The 23,057-nt window shown below is 41.8% G+C and carries 14 protein-coding genes; 7 read left to right on the top strand and 7 right to left on the bottom strand.

What is annotated here, in order from left to right:
* On the bottom strand, positions 1–1,075 hold a 1,075-nt coding region (locus tag ACFFAP_RS15035), incomplete at its 3' end, for a FecR domain-containing protein (RefSeq protein WP_375511954.1).
* Positions 1,076–1,628: 553 nt separating this feature from the next.
* Here ACFFAP_RS15035 and ACFFAP_RS15040 point away from each other — a divergent pair.
* Positions 1,629–2,927 carry a hypothetical protein gene (locus tag ACFFAP_RS15040; RefSeq protein ID WP_375511955.1) on the top strand — a complete coding sequence of 433 codons (1,299 nt, stop codon included), beginning with the start codon at positions 1,629–1,631 and terminating at the stop codon, positions 2,925–2,927.
* 63 nt (positions 2,928–2,990) lie between these two features.
* On the opposite strand, the gene ACFFAP_RS15045 is transcribed toward ACFFAP_RS15040, so the two are convergent.
* Positions 2,991–3,809: a sulfurtransferase gene (locus ACFFAP_RS15045; RefSeq protein WP_375511968.1), complete on the bottom strand. Its 819-nt coding sequence runs from the start codon at positions 3,807–3,809 to the stop codon at positions 2,991–2,993.
* Positions 3,810–4,057: 248 nt separating this feature from the next.
* On the opposite strand from ACFFAP_RS15045, the gene ACFFAP_RS15050 reads away from it, so the two are divergent.
* From ACFFAP_RS15050 to glmU, 3 genes are all read left to right on the top strand, one after another.
* On the top strand, positions 4,058–4,981 hold the full coding sequence (locus ACFFAP_RS15050) for a tRNA (5-methylaminomethyl-2-thiouridine)(34)-methyltransferase MnmD (RefSeq protein WP_375511956.1): 924 nt from the start codon (positions 4,058–4,060) through the stop codon (positions 4,979–4,981).
* Between the two features lie 578 nt (positions 4,982–5,559).
* Positions 5,560–6,795, top strand: a complete 1,236-nt coding sequence (locus tag ACFFAP_RS15055; RefSeq protein WP_375511957.1) for an HD domain-containing phosphohydrolase — start codon at positions 5,560–5,562, stop codon at positions 6,793–6,795.
* A 159-nt stretch (positions 6,796–6,954) separates the two neighbouring features.
* Entirely contained in the window at positions 6,955–8,304 is a 1,350-nt protein-coding gene (gene glmU / locus ACFFAP_RS15060) for a bifunctional UDP-N-acetylglucosamine diphosphorylase/glucosamine-1-phosphate N-acetyltransferase GlmU (RefSeq protein WP_375511958.1), read from the top strand.
* Positions 8,305–8,593: 289 nt separating this feature from the next.
* Here glmU and ACFFAP_RS15065 read toward each other — a convergent pair whose 3' ends face one another.
* Together ACFFAP_RS15065 and ACFFAP_RS15070 are read right to left on the bottom strand one after the other, a co-directional pair.
* A complete protein-coding gene (locus ACFFAP_RS15065) occupies positions 8,594–9,547 on the bottom strand; it encodes an isoaspartyl peptidase/L-asparaginase (protein ID WP_375511959.1) in 954 nt (317 codons plus the stop codon).
* 132 nt (positions 9,548–9,679) lie between these two features.
* Positions 9,680–9,835 carry a DUF2256 domain-containing protein gene (locus ACFFAP_RS15070; protein WP_375511960.1) on the bottom strand — a complete coding sequence of 52 codons (156 nt, stop codon included), beginning with the start codon at positions 9,833–9,835 and terminating at the stop codon, positions 9,680–9,682.
* Positions 9,836–10,379: 544 nt separating this feature from the next.
* On the opposite strand from ACFFAP_RS15070, the gene ACFFAP_RS15075 reads away from it, so the two are divergent.
* From ACFFAP_RS15075 to ACFFAP_RS15085, 3 genes are read left to right on the top strand one after another with little or no spacing between them, the layout of a single operon-like run.
* Positions 10,380–11,648: a DUF4331 domain-containing protein gene (locus ACFFAP_RS15075; protein WP_375511961.1), complete on the top strand. Its 1,269-nt coding sequence runs from the start codon at positions 10,380–10,382 to the stop codon at positions 11,646–11,648.
* A gap of 5 nt (positions 11,649–11,653) precedes the next feature.
* On the top strand, positions 11,654–13,066 hold the full coding sequence (locus ACFFAP_RS15080; RefSeq protein WP_375511962.1) for a tetratricopeptide repeat protein: 1,413 nt from the start codon (positions 11,654–11,656) through the stop codon (positions 13,064–13,066).
* A complete protein-coding gene (locus ACFFAP_RS15085) occupies positions 13,063–14,550 on the top strand; it encodes a nickel/cobalt transporter (protein ID WP_375511963.1) in 1,488 nt (495 codons plus the stop codon). The genes ACFFAP_RS15080 and ACFFAP_RS15085 overlap by 4 nt, the downstream gene beginning before the upstream one ends.
* A 486-nt stretch (positions 14,551–15,036) precedes the next feature.
* Here ACFFAP_RS15085 and ACFFAP_RS15090 read toward each other — a convergent pair whose 3' ends face one another.
* The 3 genes from ACFFAP_RS15090 to ACFFAP_RS15100 are packed head-to-tail and all read right to left on the bottom strand — an operon-like array spanning position 15,037 to position 22,751.
* Positions 15,037–18,093 (bottom strand): hypothetical protein, encoded by a 3,057-nt coding sequence (locus ACFFAP_RS15090; protein ID WP_375511964.1) that lies wholly within the window; start codon positions 18,091–18,093, stop codon positions 15,037–15,039.
* Positions 18,094–18,123: 30 nt separating this feature from the next.
* A complete protein-coding gene (locus tag ACFFAP_RS15095) occupies positions 18,124–20,871 on the bottom strand; it encodes a tubulin-like doman-containing protein (RefSeq protein WP_375511965.1) in 2,748 nt (915 codons plus the stop codon).
* A gap of 20 nt (positions 20,872–20,891) precedes the next feature.
* Positions 20,892–22,751: a VWA domain-containing protein gene (locus ACFFAP_RS15100; protein WP_375511966.1), complete on the bottom strand. Its 1,860-nt coding sequence runs from the start codon at positions 22,749–22,751 to the stop codon at positions 20,892–20,894.
* Positions 22,752–23,057: the final 306 nt, after the last annotated feature.

Here is a 23,057-nt window from a genome sequence, read left to right on the forward strand (position 1 = left end):
GAGTTGTGGGTGTTGGGACTACAGGAGTTGTGGGTGTTGGGACTACAGGAGTTGTTAGTGTTGGGACTACAGGAGTTGTGGGTGTTGGGACTACAGGAGTTGTGGGTGTTGGGACTACAGGAGTTGTGTGTATTGGGACTAGGTTATTATTTTGAGTATTTACATTATTCTTGTTAATATTTATTCCAGAACGCTGCCCAGTATTTAACAGGTCTTGTCTTATCTGCTCAAAGGAATTTAATGGGGAATCATCTGTGATCGGGTCTAATGGTGAATTTCCTGTAATAATGTTATTTGTCGAGGAAGTTGAAGGACTAGTAGTTAGCTCTGCAAAAGATGGGTTTTCAACTACTCCCTGACCTGTTATTGGCGACTGTGCATTCAAAGCCGCAGCAGTTTCAGCTTGAACGCTAGCGATCGCTGGATCGGCCGTAGGCGTAATATTTTGCTTAGTCAAATCAAGTCCCCGAACCATATCACTCGTTTCATAAAAATTTCTTAGATCAAAATCGTATAAGCCCTTAAATTCGCCTTTAACTATAACCATCATCTGCCCTGCTTGCAGCATCTGAGTTTGAGAAGCTTCTTTATTAGAAACTTCAATGCCGCTATTTGTCAGCGCACCCACAATCGTGGTATCTGTTTGTTTGTTGTAACGTACAAATAATGCTGAACCACGAATTGCTGCTGCTGCACTTGGCGTTTGTATACGTGTTTGCCCCCTTCCAGGTGGGATAAGCAGCAATGCGGTTCCGTTTGACAGTCTAAAGCTGCGAGTCTTTGGTAAAAATTGAAATATAGCCTGTTCTCCAACTCGTGCCAAAGAGCCGTCATTGAAACGCAAATCTGCTAGGGAAGCTCGACCAGTTGACAACCCGTCCCCAGGAGTCATTGCATCTAATTTGCGTGCAGGACGTTTCTTCAGTTTATCTTTAGGTATCAGTTGTACCATGTTGCGGAGATCCTGAATCTCTGCTCGCGTTAGAGGAGTTATGGCACTTACCTTATTTGGCAAAGGCAGTACTATAACTCCCCATAATCCAATCACTAACAATGGAAACGATTTATAAAACATAGTTTCAGAACTTGTGATTTTAAACTAATACCAAAAAATTTAAAGGTTTAAGCTGCTGATAATTTTTATAGCGAGTTAGTTTAGTAAATTTCTCTGTACTTTAGCCTACATTTAATAGATAAAATAGACAACAAATAAATTATGTATTGAGTTGATTAAGTTTTTTATGAAAGTGGCATTATATAGAATAAAGCCTGCGGCAGATTTCAAGGTTAGTACTTGCTTGATATTAACAATTAAATAAGTAGTATTTTACAGATAATCCATTCTAATCAGATCAGTTATAGGGACAAAAAGTTGTTATGAAACGGTTGTGAAATGACTCCCTGCCTGTATTTCACTAAATTTGAGCAGAAAATGTAACTGTATCGGATCATCTCAGTTTTGCAAAAAAATCTGGGGGAAAATCCGAAAAGCAGCAATTTCAGTTTGTAGTTTCAGTATATAGCTACAAAGCTAAGATAGATGCACTCAATTGTATATTCTGAGTCGGAACTTCCGATACAGCTTGTGGGTCTACTATTTGCCAAACGCGATCAACGCAATCTAACAGATGCGACTCAAAAACTGGAAGAATTTGTTTTTTTGTATTTTGTTAGCTTCCAGTGGTGGAAGCTGGTGTTGCATTAGAGTAGATGCGGCAGAATCTGCAAATACAGATATTTGGCATTCTAAAAATTTAGCAAGCACACAGGAAAATTATCAGCTATGTCAGAACTTGGAGCAAAAGGTAATTAACTCTTTGTGCAAGCAGTCCAGTGAGTCGCATCCTTTAAACTCGCAGATGCCCTTAAAGCTGACGCAGCAAACACCCGAAACTACTCAAGCCCCAGACACAACCAAAGAACCTGAGGATATTCAAAAGCAAAATGATCCGCCACAGCTAGAATTGCAGCCAAGTAATTTGCCTACATCTCCTCCAGACTCAACAGAGCAACTGTTGAATCCACCTGAGATAAATCAGTCCCAAAGGCTAGAGAGGCTAATGCAGCTGCTACGATCGCCAAAACAGCCACCTGAATCTGATAGCGATCGCGAATTGGGGTTGCGGGTGCGGTTACGACCCCTAGAACAGCCTACTTTTCCATCAACAGAAGAACCCGTACCTAAGTTTAAACCTATAGGCTATCTACAAGGGCGTGTAGGCTACTTCCAGACGAGTAATATTTTTTCCTCACAGGATATTCCTGTAGAAGATGGTTTAATTTTTTCTGGACTGACGTTAGCCTCTGCATATTTCCCTTTGGGAGCTAAGACTTTTTTAAACGGCTCAATTGATGGTAATCTCATTCGTTATATCAATCAGTCACAATATGCTTACAACCAGGTGAGATTTAATCTCAGTATTTACCAGCAGCTATCGCAGCGAATGTATGGAGAAGTTAGTTGGAGCAATCAACAGTTATTTTATGCCAACAACAGTGATCGCCTGGATAGCTTCAAAGCAGGTGATCGCTTTTTAAATGAAAATTTCTTGCAAGTGTCTTTAGGACGGCGAGATCCCCTAACTTCAAAATTAATCCTAGATAGCTTTTACGAATTGAGTGTAAATTTTGCTGATCCCCAAAGTCGCGATCGGATAATCAATTCCTTTTGGGTGTCTCTGAACTACTACTTGCAAAAGCCTCTCCAGGTTGGTATTGACTATCAGGTGAACTTTTCGGACTTTACACAGCGCGATCGAGAAGACCAATTTCATCGGCTATTCGGGCACTTAAATTACCGAATATCTGATACCAGCAATATGAATATGCAGGCTGGAGTGAGTTTAGGTAGTTCAACCGCCGAAAATATTGATTTTGATGGCTGGTTCTTCAGTATTAATTACAGTTTGCAATTAGGTCAGTTTTGAAATTTGTCCTTTGTCAGTTGTCCAAAGTCCAATTGCTAATGACCAATGACAAATGACCAATGACTAATAACTAATCCAATCACTCCAGCTACCAGCATAAAGTTTACCCTTGCTAATGCCAGCTAATTCTAAAGAAAGTAAATTTACGCAAGCAGTAACGCCAGAACCGCAATAAACCAAGATTTCTTCGGCTGTTTCTAGCTTTTCCCAGCGACGGCGTTGTTCTGGTTGAGGCAGTAGGTAGCCGGAAGAGTCTGTAACTTCTTGCCAAGGATAGTTGACTGCACCGGGAATATGTCCGGCAATTTTATCAATTGGCTCTCGTTCACCTCGGTAGCGATCGCTTTCTCTTGAATCTACCAATACTACCTCATGGCTATCTTTTCGGCCTTTTACCTCTGTAATATCTACCACCTTTTCTGTTTGTACTTGAGCTACAAACGTACCTATCCGGGGTTGAGGAACGACATCTGTAACAGGATACCCAGCTTTTTGCCATCCAGCAAAGCCTCCATCCAGTACTGCGACTTGTTCATGCCCTAGATAGCGCAAAAGCCACCATAAACGAGCTGCAAAGGCAAAGCGCGAATCATCATAAGCTACAACTAAACTTTTTTGGTAATTTACCCCAATCGCTGCAAATTTGTTAGCTATATCATTGGGGTTAGGTAAAGGATGTCTCCCACCATGTTTATCCACTGGACTGGAAAGATCCTGATTCAAATCTAGGTAATATGATCCCTCTATATGACTTGTTTGATACTGTTGTTGCCCTACTTGTGGATCGGCTAGAGAAAAGCGACAATCCACAATAACGACTTGCGGATCTTCTAGATGTTCAAACAGCCAAGCTGATGAAATAACAAATTGGGGGTTGGGCATAGGGCATGGGGTACTTGTACTGAGCGACTTGCCTTGAGTGACTTGTACTGAGCGTAGTTGAAGTAAGTCGAAAGGAGTCGAAGTATTGGGCATTGGGCAAAACAGTTCTGAGTTCCTCTTTTGGGAGTTCTGAGTAAATAAGTGAGATTCTCCCCACTTAGCATGGGCTAAACCATAGCTATCCGCTAACAGCACTCATTACTCAGGACTTTTGAGGGGCATTGGTCATCATTTAGTTTTTTTATAAAATGTCAGACTTAGAAAATTTTACACCTAAGTTAACAGCAGATGGTTCCTTCACCTTTGTCTCTCAAGAGTTTGGTGAATCCTTTCACAGCCATTATGGTGCGAAGCAGGAAAGTTTTTTCAAGTTTGTGGAACCTACTCAACTGACTACAGCCGCCCAAAAACCAGTCTTGCGACTATTGGATATTTGTTATGGTCTAGGATATAATACAGCTGCTGCTTTGCAGACAATTTGGGCAGTGAATCCCAGTTGTTGTGTTGAAGTAATCGGTTTAGAAGTGAATCCAGCTGTGCCACAAGCTGCGATCGCTTATCACTTGTTCGACAATTGGAACTGTAACTATATTGAAATTTTGTCCCAGCTAGCTTTTGAGCATCAAGTGCAAACACCTTGTCTAAAAGCAAAGCTATTAATTGGCGATGCCAGAACTACGATAACCCTACTACGTCAGTCTGGTTTCTGGGCAGATGCAATTTTCCTCGATCCCTTTTCACCACCTCAATGTCCTCAATTATGGACTGTTGAATTTATTAAACAACTGTCATTGTGTTTACATCAAGATGGTTTATTAGCCACCTATTCTTGTGCTGCTGCTGTACGTACAGCACTTTTGTCTGCTGGTTTGGTGATCGGTTCTACCCCACCTGTGGGAAGGCGATCGCCTGGTACTGTGGCAGCCCATTCTGGGAGTGCTGAGTTGAAAGTGCTGTTAGCACTCCCTATCCTCTCACAAGCTGAAAAAGAACACTTGCTAACTTGTGCTGCTATTCCTTATCGCGATCCTGGATTAAGCGATTCAACCGAAGTCATAGTGATGCGGCGACAACAAGAGCAACAAGCCTCTTCACTCGAACCTACCTCCCATTGGCGAAAAAGGTGGCTATTGGGAACACAAGGCAGAGATTTTATGGGAACTAGTTTGTAGTTCGGTTACGATATCTATGACGGGCGTAGCTGCGGCAGTCAAAAGCCTCATCTTCAGTCCTTAATTCCAGAAAAGTTCGACATTTTTTTGGCAAAAATTCTGATTTATTTTCCAAAGACTCAGGTAACAAGTTTTTATAAGCAAAATAGCTGAATTTTGTGGTAGTATTCAATAATACATATTTTTTTTTTACAGTAATAAAATATTTCTATAACTGAGTAAGTAAAAAGCTATACACCTAATGATTACCATAAAGACTTCATATTGAAAACCGGGTATCTTGATAAAAAACAAGCAATTACAATACTTTTTAGCGCAGCTAAATGAAAAAATATCCGTAAAAAACCTGATTTAAAATTTGTGCCAATTGCTCATACTGGAATAAAAAGCAAAACAAAAATTTGACAACAAGATTCCCCTTGTTTGTAGCATAAAAGATACATGCTGCGACAAACTTAGATACGTAGCTTGACATAATGCATAATCCCTATTAGAACTCTGGCTCAGATACAGTTGAATATTAAATTTGTTTTTGAAATCTGACACTGTTAACTTGTGCAAAAAACTGGAGTGGCTTTGTGATTCAATGGAAATCCAACCATACAGGCTTTACAGAACAAATTGTTAGTGACCCAAACCCCATTAGCAGAGTGAAGAGTATCGGTTCAAATCATGCCGTAGGTTCGCAAAATAATCTGGAGGCTTATTCTTTAGGCTTATCTCAAGAAGACCTTATGCTTAAAGAGAACCAAGCAGTGTCTTCTTGGATAAAACCTGATGTTAATTGTGCTGATAATTCATTGGTCTCTAGAATACTACAAACCAAAGGTTCTAAAGTGAATGAGTTTGATTTAGATCCGCCGAAGGTTTTAGTAGTTGACGATCATGCGGCCAGTCGCATGACCGCTGTTGCCCTCTTGGGGATGGAAGGATACAAAGTGATTGAGGCAGATACTGGTTCCACTGTTGTAGGATTGGTAACTCAAAAACAACCAGATTTGATTTTGCTGGATGTGATGATGCCAGGAATGGATGGATTTCAAGTGTGCCAATTACTCAAGCAGGATGAGCAGACTAGGCTAATCCCAGTGATTTTTATTACGGCCTTAAATGACAGGCGATCGCGAATTCGGGGAATTGAAGTTGGGGCAGATGATTTTCTTACCAAACCCTTTGATCGTGTAGAGCTGGTGGCGCGTGTAAAGTCCTTAGTGCGGCAGAAGCGTCTGAATGAAGATTTAGACCATGCCGAACAAGTACTGTTTTCGATTGCTATGTCGATTGAAAGTCGCGATCCTAACACAGGCGACCATTGTGAACGCTTAGTAAAACTGGGACAAGCTTTTGGTGAATACCTCAATTTTTCACGCTACCAAATTCGAGATTTGATGTGGGGTGGTTATCTCCACGATATTGGTAAGGTGGGTATTCCCGATGCAGTGCTGCTGAAAAAAGGCAAACTCACCCCCGAAGATTGGCAGATCATGCGGCAGCATGTTTTGATTGGAGAAAAAATCTGCCAGCCACTACGCAGTATGCGCGGTGTAATTCCCATTATTCGTCATCACCACGAACGCTGGGATGGCTCAGGCTACCCTGATGGACTAAAAGAGGATGATATTCCCTACCTGGCGCAAGTATTTCAGTTAATTGATATTTATGATGCTCTGAGCAGCGAACGACCTTACAAAAGAGCTTTTACTTCAGCAGAAGCACTTTTAGTGATGCAAGAAGAAACCGATTCCGGTTGGCGTAATCCCAAACTAATGCAGCAATTTACCGAGTTTATTTACTCCTGTCATGAAAACGAGTAGGGAGTAAAAAATTTTGTAGCTGCCGCGAGCGGCGAAAATTGGTATAATCCTGACTCATTGTATATTTCAGTCTTCTATGATTAGCTGGTATGATTTGAGCCGACATTTTAAAGTACCAACAGCATTAATCATAATTTCACTGATAGCTGATAGCTAATTATGGTAGTTGTAGCAATTCTAGCGGCGGGACGCGGCACACGGATGAAATCACGCTTACCCAAGGTTTTACATTCTTTGGGTGGGCGATCGCTAGTTGAGAGAGTTCTCGAAAGTGTAGAACCACTTTCGCCCTCACGGCGAATCGTGATTGTAGGATATCAATCGCAGGAAGTGCAAGCCGCCATGCATTCAATTCCCAGTTTGGAGTTTGTTGAACAGACTGTGCAACTAGGGACAGGTCATGCCATTCAGCAATTACTTCCTCACTTGGAAGACTACACTGGGGATTTGCTGGTACTTAACGGCGATTTACCGTTGATACGTAGCGAAACCCTCAAGCAGATGTTAGAAACTCACGCCCGAAATCAAAACGCCGCCACTATTCTCACCTCGAACCTACCCGACCCCACAGGCTACGGGCGAGTTTTTTGTAACGATGAAAATATTGTGCAGCAAATGGTCGAACACAAAGATTGTACTGCTGCTCAAAGACAAAATCACCGGATTAACGCTGGAGTTTACTGCTTCCGTTGGCAAGATTTGGCAAAGGTGCTTCCCCACCTACAAGCAAACAATGCTCAAAAAGAATACTATCTCACTGATGCCGTGACTCAAATGGGAAAAGTTATGGCAGTGGATGTGGAAGATTACCAAGAAATTCTCGGCATTAACGATCACTTGCAACTAGCAACAGCCTACGAGATTTTGCAAAGGCGAGTCAAGGAAAAATGGATGCTGGCGGGTGTTACCCTCATCGATTCCACAAGTATAACCATTGATGAAACTGTAGAATTACAGCCGGATGTAATTATTGAACCCCAAACTCATCTGCGGGGAAATACAGTGATTAAAACAGGAAGTCACATTGGGCCGGGAAGTTTAATTGAAAATAGCCACTTGGCTGAAAATGTCACGGTGCAGTATTCGGTGGTGACAGATAGCACTGTGCAGGCAGGAAGCCGAATCGGCCCTTATGCTCATTTGCGCGGTCAGGTAGAAGTGGGTGCTGGTTGCCGTGTGGGTAATTTTGTGGAATTGAAAAATACTCAATTAGGCAATCGCACAAATGCGGCACATTTGTCCTATATAGGTGATACCGTTGTCGGCAATCAGGTGAATATTGGTGCCGGTACAATTACTGCCAACTATGATGGCGTAAAGAAACACCGTACAAAAATAGGCGATCGGACAAAAACTGGTGCCAATAGCGTTTTAGTGGCTCCACTCACCTTGGGAGATGATGTTTACATTGCTGCTGGTTCTACAGTCACAGAAGATGTGCCTGATGATTCTTTGGTAATTGCCCGTAGTCGTCAGGTAGTGAAAGCAAGTTGGCAAAGGAAAAGTTAGGAATGTAATTCTAATCTTCTTTCAGTTTCTGCTTCAGGAGAATACCACCTTCTTTGACAGGCAACCGAAGGTTGCCTCTAACCTTCTTCATATAATGATTATTTCCGATTTAATTTTTGAAAAAATCTAAATATATGTAGTATATCTAAAGGAGCCAGCCGCGTGGGCGAGTTTCCCGACTTGAGCAGACTGGTGTTATGTTATCGCCGAAAGTACGGCATCAAAACCTTCGGATGGTACGTTAGCCAGAGGCATAACGTACCCTACGTGTATTTCAAGAATAAAATATTCAACAATAACCAATCAATTCACTATCATTCCATTCCAAGGTGTCACCAATTTTTTCGCCGTCGTGGTAAGCGGCGAGTAAGATTTCGCTGGTTTTACCCCAAGCGATCGCTCCACTGACATCTAAAGCGATCGCTCCTAAATCCCGTTTGTTCTGGTGCGCTTCCCCAAAGGATCGCTGCATCGCCTCCTTCAGGGACATCCCATCAGTGACACGTACTACAATTCGGGGAGCTAAACACTCATCGATGATATCTTCGCCAATGCCAGTACAGCTAACACCAGCATTACTAGTAGCATAATTCCCTGCTGGCATCGCAGAATCACTTACCCTGCCAATCCGCTCAAAGCCCTTACCACCAGTAGAAGTGCCAGCAGCTAGCCTACCAGATGCATCTAAAGCTACCACACCGATAGTGCCGCGTCCGGCATTGCTGGTTTCTACCAGTTCGGGTTCTGCTACCACGCCAGCCATTGCGCTTTTAAAATTATCCTGGCGTTCTTGTATCCACTCTTGTAATCGCAAATCAGTTAAAGCGTTATAGCTGGGAAGTTGCATTTCCCGTGCCAACTCAGCCGATCCGAAATCTGATAGTACTCGGTCTGGCGAGTTTTGTAAAAATTGTGCCAACTCAATGGGATTTTTCACCCGCGAAATATTGATTACACCACTAAACCGCGCTGATGCGCCATCCATCAGGGAAGCACTCATGCGGATTTGCCCATCAGATTGTAGTACTGAACCAGTACCAGCATTAAAGCGGGGGTTATCTTCGAGCATTTGGCAACCATGCACCACTGCCTCAGAGGCAGCTGCTCCGCATAATAGTAGAGAATAGACTTCTTCTATTACTGTATGGAGCGATCGGCGCACCGCTTCCAATCCGCCTTTACCGTGGAGAGAACTACCAGCCCCCCCATGAATAATTAATTTAGGTTGCACCTGTGACTCCATTAATCTCTTGCGCTATTTGCGTCTGTGTTGCGGTTAGTTTCATTAGGGACTGGGGATTAGAGATTGGGGATTGGGTATTGGGAAGAATTCATTCCCCATTCCCCAGTTCCCAGTAAAGAGTCCCCAGTTCCTTTAAGTTTTCACTTCAGAACGGCGACGACGACAACGTTCTGAGCAGTATTTCACATCGTCCCAACAATCTTGCCACTTTTTACGCCATGTGAAAGGACGTTGACATACCGGACAGATTTTTGTAGGTAGGTCAGATTTAGAACGAACACGTCCCATATAAATGCTGTGTATATGAGAATTTGATTTCTCAGAGAGATGGAAAATAATTATAACCAGTTTGCTACGAATGGAGGAAACTTTCGGCGAACAATTGTAATGTCAATCTATCCTTAGACTTATTTTTTAACTATGTGTCTAGGAATAAGCTAATCGTCATTCATTTTTCCAGAATGATTCGCTTCTAGTAAGAGCTACCCTACGGGAACGCTTCGCGAACAGCCCTAGTTTTATGCAACTTAAATGCTCATTAGCTTATAGAACTATGAGCAGATGGCTCAACTCTCGAGTAAGTCTGTAAATTTTTCCAGAGAGGGGTTTTCGTAGCATTGTCAAAGAAAAAGAGAAATACTGACAAAATTATATGTAGTGTATATGTATTAAATAAGTCTTACAACTCTAAACTAGAAAAGTGATCAAGAAGTGAGCAAGTTTTGCTCTGGAAAGTGAGTAGTAGGAGCTAATAAGCTGTGAGGCACTTCGGTAATAACCGTACTCTTTACGCATACAATACTAAAGACAAAACACCTCAACAAGGGCAACTATGAGAATAAATGCTCGGAGTTTCACCTATTTTATACCAACTGAATGCTGGGTACTTATAGATAAACTAGTGCAAAATATGGCATTTTTTCCGATCAAGCGATCGCTGACTGGAGCTACTCGTTTTTTTCGTACTATAGTGGCATTTGTCGCTATTTTGCTCGTAGTCCTAATCTATGCAACCCCTAAAGCTTTGGCTTCAGACCACCAGGACACAATTTTTCTTGCCAGTAGGCTTACTGCTGCGGATCTCACAGATTTGTTTGTGTTTGAGAGTCCGACAAACCCCAAAAATGTTGTCTTAGTAATGGATTTCGACCCTTTGATCGTTTCTGGTGAAAACAGACCATTCGAGCCAAATGTTCTTTATCAGTTCAAGATTGATAACACTGGCGACAGTATTGAAGATGTTGTACTTCAATTCAATATAAATGGTAAAGGCTCATCCCAAACTGTCACAGTGCGGGGCCCAAGTAGTCCAATCAAAGTAGGAACAACGTCAGCTTTGCTTCCAGTAAGTTGGACAGGGCAACTTAACCAAACATTCTCCGCATCTAACGGCATCAAGTTCTTTGTTGGGACACGCAAAGACCCATTCTTTTTCGATCTGGAACAGTTCTTCAAAATCATCCCGGATCGTGATTATAATATTCAGCCTAATCTTAATCCTCCCTTCACAGTTCTTACCTTCAGACCACCTGGACAAGCAAAAGACACTCTAGCCCCATTCAATGTTCACTCAATTATTGTCGAGCTACCCAGGAAACTGCTTGGTAAAGGCAAGATTGGTGCTTGGATAACAACTAGTGTTAGAACTCCTAGACTCAGAAACGGGAATTTAGCTCAGATTGAGCGGTTAGCAGTTCCAGCCCTAAATGAACTTTTTATGGACTACAAGGATCATAATAATAGTAATCTTCACACACCAACACAAGACGCTAGCAATCAATCCCAATTCATTCAAACCTTTGTCAAAGCGATCGGAAGACCGAAAGGCATAGCCGATGCAGTGATCTCAGTGGCGATTCCTGATGTTATCCAAGTTGACCTTTCTAAAGCTAGCGGTAGTTATTTTGGTACTCAGTTAGGCAACAACTTTGGTGGTAGAAGACTAAAAGATGACGTAATCGATGTAACAGCATCTGTTGTCTTTGGTAATGCAGTTACAGGGATTACTACAGGACAAATTCCGGCGCTGACTAGCGATAATGTTGGGCCTAATAATGCTAACTTTCTTCCTACCTTCCCTTATTTAGGTAATCCTTTGTAAGGTTTATGCATCTACGAATACTATGGGTGTTAGTGCTGACTAGCCTACTGGTTTTACTAAGACCCTGTGATACAGAAGCGCTAAGTTTAGGCTACACCAATAGTAATTTAGGCGCATATTCCTCTGTTGTGCAACTGCTGACTGTTAATTCCAGGGAGATATTACCAGTTCAGCAGTCAGATTTAGTCTTCCCCGATTATTTACAGCGATCGCATATTATCAGCGTCTACGAGGAGAAAGTTGCCCAATCTCCCAATTCCTCAATATTTTTACGTCTGTTAGCCGATCAATATTTGAGGCGCTTTCGAGAAATTGGAGATATAGACGATGTGTTACGAGCAGAACAAGCGGCACGTAGATCCCTGGCACTACAGCCGCTCCATAATGATGTTTCTTCCATGCTCTTAGCATCAGCTTTACTATCTCAACACCAGTTTCGATCAGCTTTAGAAGTATTAAATAATTCATCTGTTGATAATCCCAGTATTATCTCGCTCAAGGCATCGATTCAGATGGAGTTGGGTGATTATGAAGCAACTCATCAACTATTGCAGAACTTTGCACAGGAGGAATCGAACTCTGGTCATAAGGCAATTGTCGCCCGTTACTTAGAGTTAACTGGCAATCTCGCCTCAGCGCGACAACTGTTAGATGAGGCTATGCAGGAGATGGACTCTTTCTACACGACGAGCGCAGAAACTCGTGCTTGGTTTCATGTGCGGACTGGGGATCTGGCTTTTGCATCTGGGGATTTTGCCCTGTCTGAGCAGCGATATCGGGAGAGCTTTGACCTCTTCCCACGGCATATACCTGCGTTTACAGGACTAGCCCGCCTCTATGCGGCACAGCATCGCTGGCAGGATGCCCTGAATGCAGCCAATCAGGGTATAGAACTAATGCCGTTGGTAGAAACGCTGGGGTATAAAGCTGATGCTCAAATAGCGCTGGGAGATCAAAAAGGCGCAGCTGAAACTGAAGATTTGATCGGGGTAGTAGCTTACCTAAGCAAGGTTAAAGGAATCTACGATCGCGCTTTGGCAGTCTACTACACCGAACACGGAATTCATTTAACAGAGGCACTACAAATTGCCCGTAGTGAAGTAGCAGTGCGAGACGATGTATATGCAGAGGATACTTTGGCTTGGGCAGCTGCGGCTAATGGGCAATGGCAAGAAGCACAAAAGGCAGCACAACGGGCAACTCGCTTCGGAACAGAAGATGCTTTGCTGCAATTTCATGCTGGCATGATTGCGTTTCACTTAGGTAATCGTCAGGAAGCAATAAAGCGATTAACTCAAGCTGTTAGCCTCAATCCTCAATTTCATCACAAGTATGCCCATCAAGCTCGTCAAGTCTTGGCTAACTTAGTACCCTCTGTCTCTTTTCCCACTCCTAACGCTATAGGAAGTTCTCTATGAAAAAGCTGCTACATTACTTGGCTTGGAGTACTGCAATCATCGCAATATGTTTATTTTGGATGCCGAGGGCAAATGCCCATCCTTTAGGCAATTTCACCATCAATCACTACGCAGGAGTGCAGGTAGCGCCAGATGGTGTGGGGATTGATTATGTTCTAGACATGGCAGAGATTCCTGCTTTTCAGGAAATTAATCACTTAGATACTAATCGCGATCGCAAAGCTGAACCTGTAGAAACGGTTCAATACCCCGATCAAAAATGCCAGGAAGTCAACTCACATCTGGAACTGTTGATTAATAAACAGCCTTTAGCACTGTCTTTGATCAAATCAACAGTCGAATTTCCTCCAGGTGTAGGAGGATTATCTACACTGCGGCTGAGTTGTAATTTTCAGGGGACAACGGAGTTAGTAGGCGCGAATCAGTTAATCGAGTTTGAAGATCAGTTTTATCCACAGCGCTTGGGCTGGCGTGAAATGACTGTGGCTGCAAATGACGTTCCCATTCAAGGTGATTTCACATCTTTGAGTATTACCAACCGCTTGAGAGATTACCCCACTGAGTTACTCAGCAGTCCTCTCGACCAACGTCGGATTTCCTTTAAACTCAATCCGTCTCTAACATTGAGTGAAGAAGTGCCTCTAGCGTCTGTTAAATCATCCAGCCGTTTAGATAATGCTTTGACAGGAAGAAGCAACGATATCTTCACTAGCCTGATTACCCAGGAAAATCATAATTTCCTGACTATCCTAATAGCTCTAGCGATCGCCTTTTTATGGGGTGGTTTACATGCCCTGTCCCCTGGTCATGGAAAAACGATAGTCGGTGCTTATTTGGTGGGTTCCCGCAGTAATGCCCAACACGCCCTATTCCTGGGGCTGATTATGACGATTACCCATACTGCTGGCATATTTGCTTTAGGGCTGGTCACTCTTGGCACATCCCAGTTTATATTGACAGAGCAATTGTACCCTTGGTTAAGCGTACTCTCTGGTGTACTAGTAACTGTAATTGGTCTGAATTTGTTTATCAGTCGATTGCAAGGGACTCAAGTCTCTCATTCACATGACCATGTACATAGTCATCAACACAGCCACGACTTGCATCATCACCATCACCACAACCATGAGCATTCACATTTACCGCCTCACAGTGATGTAAGTTCCATGAAGTGGTCTAGCCTACTAGCGCTGGGAATTTCCGGCGGCTTGTTACCTTGTCCTTCAGCCTTAGTAGTGTTGCTGAGTGCGATCGCAATGGGACGAGTTGGCTTTGGATTAGCGCTAGTGTCTGCCTTTAGCTTAGGTCTAGCAGCAGTACTAACTGGAATCGGCTTAATGCTCGTCTACGCCAAGGAGCGGTTTGAGCATTTGCCATTCCAGATACCCAAAATAAAAATGTTACCAGTTGCAAGTGCCTTATGTATCACCCTGATTGGCTTAGGTATTACTTCACAGGCTTTGCTCGCTCATCCCTGGAACTAGATGAAAGTGCAATCATACAAAGCACTCAGTTGTGTCAAATAACCCTGAACAACTAGATGTCACAAGCAATTAAAGAATCCAAGGATAGCTGTAGTCTATCTAATTGATTGCTATTACAACGGGTGCATAAATCCACCTACCATCTAAATTAACCAGACAATTGTTTGAGCAAGTTGTTAAAGGTAAGCAAACTGACGCCACAGTGTACTAGTTGTAAGTGATGAGTTTGTCAGAAAATCTTATTTCGAGGAAAATATGAAACGATTTATCTTCATCTTTTTAATAACTGCTTTGTGCATAATAGGCTACTTTGAAATTAGCTTGTCACAGGCTGAAAAACTTTTTTGGCTCAATTTGAGTCTTTGAAATCCTCCTCACGAGATCATTTTGCACTCCGCACTCGTAATTTTTGATGATTAAAACATTTGTAGGGGTGTATTGCAATACGCCCCTACGATGGGATATTTTTTTAATTCCGAACAAGGCCTAATTTAGAGGGTTATACTCTGAGATTAGATAATCTAAAAGCTTACGTTCGTAAAGATTTAAATATGAAGCAGATGTTCCGAATTCTTGTAATTTATGGTAAATCAAATCACGTTCAAATTTTTCAATACGTTCTTCTAAGTCTCCATAAAGTTCTTGAAAGGTGAACTCAGTTGCTAAACCTAAGGTAATTTGTTCTCGGTCTTTACCAATTGACCGACCGTTAAATTGATAATCACCTTGAGAATTCTGGGTTAGTAGCTCAAGAGCGATCGCTAACAGCAGGGTTTGATAAGCTAGTTTTAATTCTCTACCAGAACCAATTTCTTCTGGGATTAAATCGGGAATGTTTTCGTCTGGCTCAATTTGTTCGCTCTGAGTCCGTTCGTAGCAGTCTCGATAATACTCAATTTGACTGAGAAAATAAGCCGGAAAACCCAACGAACGAGTCAAAATACACAAACGCTGCTCATCTTCAGCTACTAAGGCGGTTAAACTACGACTAAATCGACTGTAAAATGCAAAAATTTGTTCTTTATCTTTTGCTCCCACCCAGAGGGTAATCTCCCGTTGAGAGGTTGGGTTTAAGTTAGTGTCAATATCTTGAATTCGCAGTAACAAATTAGCGTTATCATAAAGTTGATTCAAACGCAAATTAGCTGTATTAGCGGCAATTAAATCTGATTGCTTTAATACTTCGCCAATAGACAAATTACCCAATTGCTCGAATTGCTGGCGAGCAAAGGGCATAAGTTGGTTATGAAATTCTTCAGCAGAAATTTTCCACGACTGAGAACGGCTAACCTGTTGTTGAGTAAACTTTTCAGTTGGTAATGTGGAAAGGAAACTTTGGTAATAAGTATCAATATCTGCATCAGTGAGAACTGTAAGCCGAATTTCGGAGAACTTTGTGGTAGCTCGATCGCGTTGAGTAACCAAATTATTGTATATCTCAGAGAAATCGGACAGAGTTTGACGTAAGGTTTCAGTTCTTTGTTTAGCTGTTTTAATCAAATAATTTAACGCCTCGACACGGAGATTTTGGGCGTATAAATCGTACTCTAACTTTAATTGTTCATTATAACTGCGACGCAATTCGACGGCGGTTGCTTTAATAGTGCTTTCTAGGCGTTTAATTTGTTTCTGAACCTTCTGAATGCGATCGCGAATATTAGTGCTGTACTTGAGCCAAATGATACCCAAGTAAGTCAAAATTGTTACCGCAGTCCAAAGCAGATAAGTAACTAAGTTAGCCCAAAACTTTTGCAAAAATAGCCATAGTGTTGATTGGCTGAAAATTCCGGTCAGAATTAGCAAGGCGAATATTGCAGCAGTAACCAAGGTAGGATAAACGATTAGATACTGCGATCGAAAACGGTTTTCTTCTGTTAGTAGTTCATCTAAGTTATCTGTGGCTTTTTCGAGTTGATTTTCAATAGCCGTTAAGTGGTTCTGAGCTATAGCGATCGCGGCTTCGGCTTGTTCACGAGCGCGAGCGATCGCCATAACGCGAATTTGTCGAGCTTGTTCGATTTCGGCATTTAACGCTTGACGATAGTCAGCAACTGCTGTTTCTAGCTGTTTCTGTGTTGTTTGTAGCTCTTGCAGTTGTTCTTCAGATTTTCTTTCAGCTAAACCATCTTGTAATTGTTGCTGCCGCAATTTTAAGGATAGAACTTGGTTGAGCAGCTTTTGACTGGCTTCTCTATCAATTGTTACCTGCAATCTTGAGTCGAGAAATGCTTCAGCCGTACGCAGTTCTGTAACCAGATTCCGGGATTGATCGCCAATAGCATCTGTTTGCAGTTCCAAATACAAAAAGGTCAATATGTTTAATAGCCTAACTCCTTCATGTAAGCCTCTAGGTGTAGCATCAACATAGCGATTTATACTGCGATCTAGGAAGCTGGTTAAGTTTCCTTGTAGTTGTTTGCAACACTTTTCCAGCGTGCGCTTATAAAAAAGTAGCTCTTTATTTTCAAATTGCCGATAAGCACGTTGCAATTCCATCCCATATTCTTGCGCCATCCCAGGATGGATTTCAATACGCGGATTAAAATCTTGCCAAACTGGTTTGCCGTTGTCTCGTTCTAATTGCAGAAAAGCATTACTAAAATCTTCGCTGAGGACAAATTCTTTGGCATCTAACAGGCATTTGCGACTTGCTTCGGGAGTGAATTCTGCCTTCGGTAAAAACTGCTCCATAATAATATCGGCAGCTAAGGCAGCACTCAAACGATTAATAGTTGTTTCTCCAGCGAAAAACAGTTCTCCATAACCAAATGAGCTATAAGCGGGTATTTTTCCCCGTACTTTTTGTACGCCAATTAATAAGCCATTGGTTTCCGGTTCCACGGTGAGAAAACCTGCCAAAGCATCAGCATAACTAGGTAAATTATCCCTTAGTCCGCCAATTCGCCCGTCCATTAACCAGCAGTTATCAAAAGGCGGTACTTTTTGAACACCTTTAATCACAACTCCACTGGTCATTTTGTAATCTAACTCTTTCAGGAAGGCGTAAGCAGCACCGTAATCAGCAGTTGTGGCTTGGGAAAATAACCCTGGCAGTAACAACAAAGCTTCTAAGCTGTAAGGAATATCGACAAAATAGTTAGAAAATAGCCAACGAATCAAGCGTACTATGTCAAAAACTACTCCCTTAGCAAATTGATTGCTGACTGAGAGCATGAGATATACTTGATGGCTGCTGCTGATTTCCACTCCTTGGCGTTTCGCTGCTATCGCTTCTTTTGATTGACTAGCGGTTTTCAATAATTCAATCAGTGCAGTTTGGATCTCGCCAGTCGCTTCGCTGAACTGGGTACGAATTTTGGAGACATAAGCTTGTTTACTATGAGTTTGAGCGAGATCAAAACTCGTGTCAGCAAACCGATCTAACTCGCTACTAAAGCCAAATGCTTGACCATCCCAAGTTAAGGTATAAGTTTGAATTAAACAGCTTTCGGCGGCGGGAAATTCTTGCAGTTGCCGTTTAATGGCTGCACAAAAAGCGGCACTGTGAGGATCGAGTGCAAGTAAAATAGTTGGTTTTGGCATGGGGACACTCTCAGAGTGCAAACTATGGGGCTAAATAATCACATCTAAATCTTCCAGGTAAGCTTCAATTTCCTGGATTTCCATTTCTACCTGTTCTTGAATCTGGGCATCAACCTTGCCTCCTTTTAAAACCTGATTGAGGTGATTGATGTAGTTTTGCAAAGTAAATTTGGCTTTGTCTTGGTCTTCGTGGGTAATACGCTCAACTTTGTGAGCAATTTCCTTGACTAGAGGTAAATTACTTTTGAAAGCTTTAAATGCTGACTTGCGATCGCTTCCCAAAGGCAAAACTCCGCCTTCTAATCTTTTCGCTTGTTCTGTAGAAACGAAATATTTCCTACCCTGATTGACAACCAATTTATATGGATCGGGTGCTAAGGCTAAAGCAAACCAACGCAACGCCCCACCATCATCTTCTGGAGGAATTAAATTAGCTAAGTTTGTCCAATTGCGATGCAGGTGCTTAAAGATTTTATTCGGATCTAAGTAAGCTGACTCCATATCCCTCATTCCATTGAATGCAAATAAGGGAACACCAATTTCGACTCGAAACAGCATCACCTTATGGGGTTCACCTGTTGGTACGAAAGAAGGATTATTATTTCCTTTAGGCAAACGACTAGAAAGAGGCGGATCGCTAAAAATTGTGTTGTTGCTCTCTACTCCGTAGTAATAAAATTCTGTGATTACGTGCTGCTGTTGAACGGGAATTTCCGTTTCTTCATACTGCCAAAGAGGAACTGCAAGTTTACCAAGTTGTTGCAAATCTTGCCCTGCATCTTCAGGATTACTATCTGCTAAAACCTGCTCAACAGTCATACTGGTGAGCGGATAGTAAGCTTCATCGACAAATTTTATAATTTCGTTCTTGACATCTTCAGCTTTTTTCTCAGACCAATTCGTTAAAGTTTGAGACTGTTCTCGATACCAACGGATAAAATCTTCACCAGTGACTTTGGGGCGTTTTGATTGGAGATTGATGCGCTGAATTGTGTGAATAAAAGGATTATCGTTAGTTCCTTGACGGTTGACCTCGTGATAACTCAGTTCTAAATCTCGATAAACTTTATCTAAGTTGCTGTGCAGACGCTGAGACTTTTCCTGGATTTCTTCTACCTTCGCCCGCAATATACCATAGAGTTCAGCTGCTTTATCACACCGTTTCCAATGTAAATAAGTCTTCCACTTTTGGTCAGCCCGTTCTTTGTATCTTTGACAAGCTGCTTGGATCGTGTTTTTATTTGAGAACCAAGTTTCTGCGACTTCTTTAATTTTTTCTTCTTGTGGTTCTAATTTCAAAGCATTGAAACTAGATTGCGCCTCTTGCGATTTACGCTGTACGCTCTGCTGTAATTCATCTAGCTTTTGGGAAAGTTGGGTTAAAAATTGCAAGGCATAAGCTAGTCCATTGGGACGATTTAGACTGCGTTCCCAGAAAGTTGCGATCGCAGCAGTTGTAGTTTGTTGTAAGCGATGAAAATTTAATCCCAATTCTTGAGCCGTTCGTTGTTCAAATTGCTCCAACTGCCGTTTGTAGAGTTCTTTGATGGTTGGTAAAGCTGTGCGATCGTGACGGATTTCGCCAATTCTAAATTCGGGTTTCATTTGTCCGCCGCGATCGCTTTCAATCAACGCATTCAAGACAGTAGTCGCTTCTGCTAACTTGCAATCTTCTAAAAACCGAGTGATGTCGCTTTCTAAATCGATTGCTGGGGTGGATGCCATTAACTCATTCTTCAGCAAGCTTTGAGCATCCTCTAATTTCATCCGCTCGTATTGCTGTACTGGCAAAGTCAGGGTAGCAAAGCCAAAACTACAGTAATTTATATTGCGTCCTCGAACTTTTTCACCAGTTGCTAGATAAGCGCGAATGTTATCAGCAACGTTAGCGGCGTCTAGACCGATTTGAGAACCAATCTGGATGTACAAGCCATCTGCAACTAAATTTTGCAAATCGTCTGGACGACCGACTACAGTTCCATTTTTGTTAACCCCGTCAATTAAAAATACTGCATCAAAGGGAGGGCGATCGGCTTTGATTTTTCTGATCCCATAATCAACTTCAATACTATTAGATGGTGACAATCCCCAAAAGTTTTCTATTTCCTTGAGAGCGCCATAAGCATTAGACTTCACCAAGTGAGTTTGGGGAATATTGGCAAACACTCTGGGTAAAACAAATACCCCTGTAATATTAGAAAAATTATTCAGATGTTGCCGTGTTAAAAAAGCTGTATCTAAGAATGTGCCACTGCCCGTCCCACCTGCCAAACTGCCAACAATAAAAACTTCCACACCATCCCGACTGGAAACTTGAAAGTTATCTGTAAATGTTTGTTTGCTAGTGCGAATTTCGCGTACAGAATTGATTGCTTGAGCAATTAAAGCGTCAATATCGCTTACTTTCGCAAAGAAGGCGAGCCGTCCTCGGGCCCGAATCTGTCCAGCACCACTGATCAGGCTAGCTGCTGGAATGTCTCTAGGCCACCATTCCGCGATGTGGTCGTTACGTGTTAAAGGTAGGGGATTTGCGACAGAAATTGCATAAAGTTCATTAGGTTCTAAGAAAACCTTAGTACCATCAGGTGATTTTTCTCGTTCTTGGATATTTTCGGTAGTATCAATAGAAATAAAACGAATAACTTCTGGAACTGAGCCGTAAACATCTATAAATCGCTTTTTCAGTTTAAGTACAACTTCATAACCCGTTCCTCCTAGCCCGATAACAACAGTAGGACGAAAAACAACCGTGGGACGCACAACCGTGGGACTTAACATTCACTTTCCTGTGATATTATTCAAAAGTTTGTTTGCCCACTGCTTGGCTCAGAGGGTCTTTGGTGTTCAATCCAGTTAAATTGCAGCTTAACGTTGCCAATCTGGATGATGTCCTCGTCAAAGAGTTCATCTGTATTTATATTTTTAGTATTGACAAAAATTACACCTTTCAAACACCGCAAATCTATATTTTTTTTGCCTGCCCGCCAAACTATGACTAACTCGGCATCCGAATTTGTCGCGGCAATGGCTGGTATCAAATCACTTAGGCATACTCTGGCTTTTTGTAGGTGAGTAAGACTAATCTCTTCGTCTTGCAATGATTGTGGCAGTGGTTCTAGCACTACCAACGCTCCTTCTAAGCGGTTGCGGTTGCGGAAATCTTCGACTAATTCCAAGGGGGTTTTGCGTTGAATCAAACAAATTACTATCAGGGCAATTAACAACACCAACAGCGTTAATAGCAACCAAATAACTATTTTCCGCCATAAGGGCATCAAAATATACAGATTAGCTTCCGCACTTACAGGATTAGCAATTGAGTTGTCTGGGGTTAGGATTAAGGTGAAAGTGCGATCACCTGCAAAACTGCTATCAGTAACCTGCAACTGCACAGGAATTTTAGTTTCTCCTGGTTGTAAGGATATGGCTGCTGAAGGTTCTGCCATAGAAACGTCTTTAAAATTGCCTTGCAGTTGTAAGCTAGCTGTTCCAGATATATTGCTGCGAACTACCAAAGTTTGGGTTTCAGTGGTTTTCCCTGCTTCTATTGAACCAAAATCTATCTTTTTAGGTTGTATTTGCAGTTGTGACTGAATGGTTACAGGTAGGTCAATTTTTATTGGTGCGTAGACGCCTTGTGGCTTGTCGTCAGACATCGCTTGAGCTGCGCTGATCAACACCAAGCGCAAGCTATTAGCACCCGCCTTTGCCTCCGGTGGTATCTGTAAACGCACGGGAATGGCTGTTGCTTGATTAGCAACTAAGTCGATGGTGCGATCGGGTGAAATTAAGCGAATACCACTTTGATTAGGGTCTTCCAGTTGCAAACTTACCTTACCATTGACATTACTGATGGTATTAACATTTAGCGGTTCAGTAGTTGTTCCCGGTAATACTGGTGGCAAATTGGCAGTGGGTAAATTTACATCAAGCTTGGGTGTAATCAACACTGGTCGGATATTTTGAGCCAGTTGGTTAAGCTGAACTCCTCCAGGATCTCGCAATACTTGCCCCTTGCCACAAAGGGCTGGATTGCTAGCAAAGTCATTCAGTTGCTTTTCGTGTTCTTTTAATCCTAAAGACACAAAAAATATATAGGGCTTGCATTGTTGCTCGCGTAGAAATTGGGTATTACTAGGAATAGAAACAGGATTAGGAATACCACGCACATCTTCTAATCCATCTGTCATAAATACGATACTAACAGTACGACCAAGAGCATCAGCACGTTTATTTAACAGGGCAGAATGTTGTAAAGCTTTTTGTACAGCCTTACCTGTATGAGTACGAACACCCTCAGCTTTAAGTGAGCTAATTATTTGCTTGAGTTTCCCTCTGTCTGGATTACTGTTAATAGTGATATCATTGGCATTTAAGGTGACATCTGTATCAAAGCTATAAATAGTAACTGTATCGCCCAATCTGGCTGTATTAACAAATTCAGTAATAGAATTTTTTACTGGTTCAAAAATGTTTTTTGTTCCACCAGCACCACGCATGGAAGCAGAAGTATCTACGACTAAAATCCAGTCAATTCCCCCTTTAGGAGTAGTCTGAGCAGATGCACTATATAAGTTAGAAACTGATATTAGAGCCAGAACAATAATGCTTCGGGTTGAATTAAATCTCAACCAATGCTTGAAGTATCTAAAACTCATTGATAGATTTCTCCAGACATATAAATTTTATATTGGTCTTCCTCAAGGTGATATATTAATGGTTGAAGTTTAATTTTATTGATGCTGGCAAATATATGTTTATAGCATCTATATACTTCTATTTGCGGTAAGTGTAGAATACCTGAACTGGCAGTTATACCTTGATGGCTTGATTTCATACTATTATCTAATAAATGTATGCCTATTCGACTATTTATATTTCAATAACGATATAAAAACTTAATTAATTTTTAAATAACTATTTTATATTAAAAATATATTTTAATTCAATTATCAATGTAAGAA

The organism is uncultured Nostoc sp., assembly GCF_964245575.1.
Lineage (GTDB): Bacteria > Cyanobacteriota > Cyanobacteriia > Cyanobacteriales > Nostocaceae > Nostoc.

Bases quoted from the DNA above. Each gene is read 5' to 3' on its own strand.
- ACFFAP_RS15040 (WP_375511955.1), top strand. From the start codon at position 1,629: ATGCGACTCAAAAACTGGAAGAATTTGTTTTTTTGTATTTTGTTAGCT.
- ACFFAP_RS15045 (WP_375511968.1), bottom strand. From the start codon at position 3,809: ATGCCCAACCCCCAATTTGTTATTTCATCAGCTTGGCTGTTTGAACAT.
- ACFFAP_RS15050 (WP_375511956.1), top strand. From the start codon at position 4,058: ATGTCAGACTTAGAAAATTTTACACCTAAGTTAACAGCAGATGGTTCC.
- glmU (WP_375511958.1), top strand. From the start codon at position 6,955: ATGGTAGTTGTAGCAATTCTAGCGGCGGGACGCGGCACACGGATGAAA.
- ACFFAP_RS15065 (WP_375511959.1), bottom strand. From the start codon at position 9,547: ATGGAGTCACAGGTGCAACCTAAATTAATTATTCATGGGGGGGCTGGT.
- ACFFAP_RS15070 (WP_375511960.1), bottom strand. From the start codon at position 9,835: ATGGGACGTGTTCGTTCTAAATCTGACCTACCTACAAAAATCTGTCCG.
- ACFFAP_RS15075 (WP_375511961.1), top strand. From the start codon at position 10,380: ATGAGAATAAATGCTCGGAGTTTCACCTATTTTATACCAACTGAATGC.
- ACFFAP_RS15080 (WP_375511962.1), top strand. From the start codon at position 11,654: ATGCATCTACGAATACTATGGGTGTTAGTGCTGACTAGCCTACTGGTT.
- ACFFAP_RS15085 (WP_375511963.1), top strand. From the start codon at position 13,063: ATGAAAAAGCTGCTACATTACTTGGCTTGGAGTACTGCAATCATCGCA.
- ACFFAP_RS15090 (WP_375511964.1), bottom strand. From the start codon at position 18,093: ATGCCAAAACCAACTATTTTACTTGCACTCGATCCTCACAGTGCCGCT.
- ACFFAP_RS15095 (WP_375511965.1), bottom strand. From the start codon at position 20,871: ATGTTAAGTCCCACGGTTGTGCGTCCCACGGTTGTTTTTCGTCCTACT.
- ACFFAP_RS15100 (WP_375511966.1), bottom strand. From the start codon at position 22,751: ATGAGTTTTAGATACTTCAAGCATTGGTTGAGATTTAATTCAACCCGA.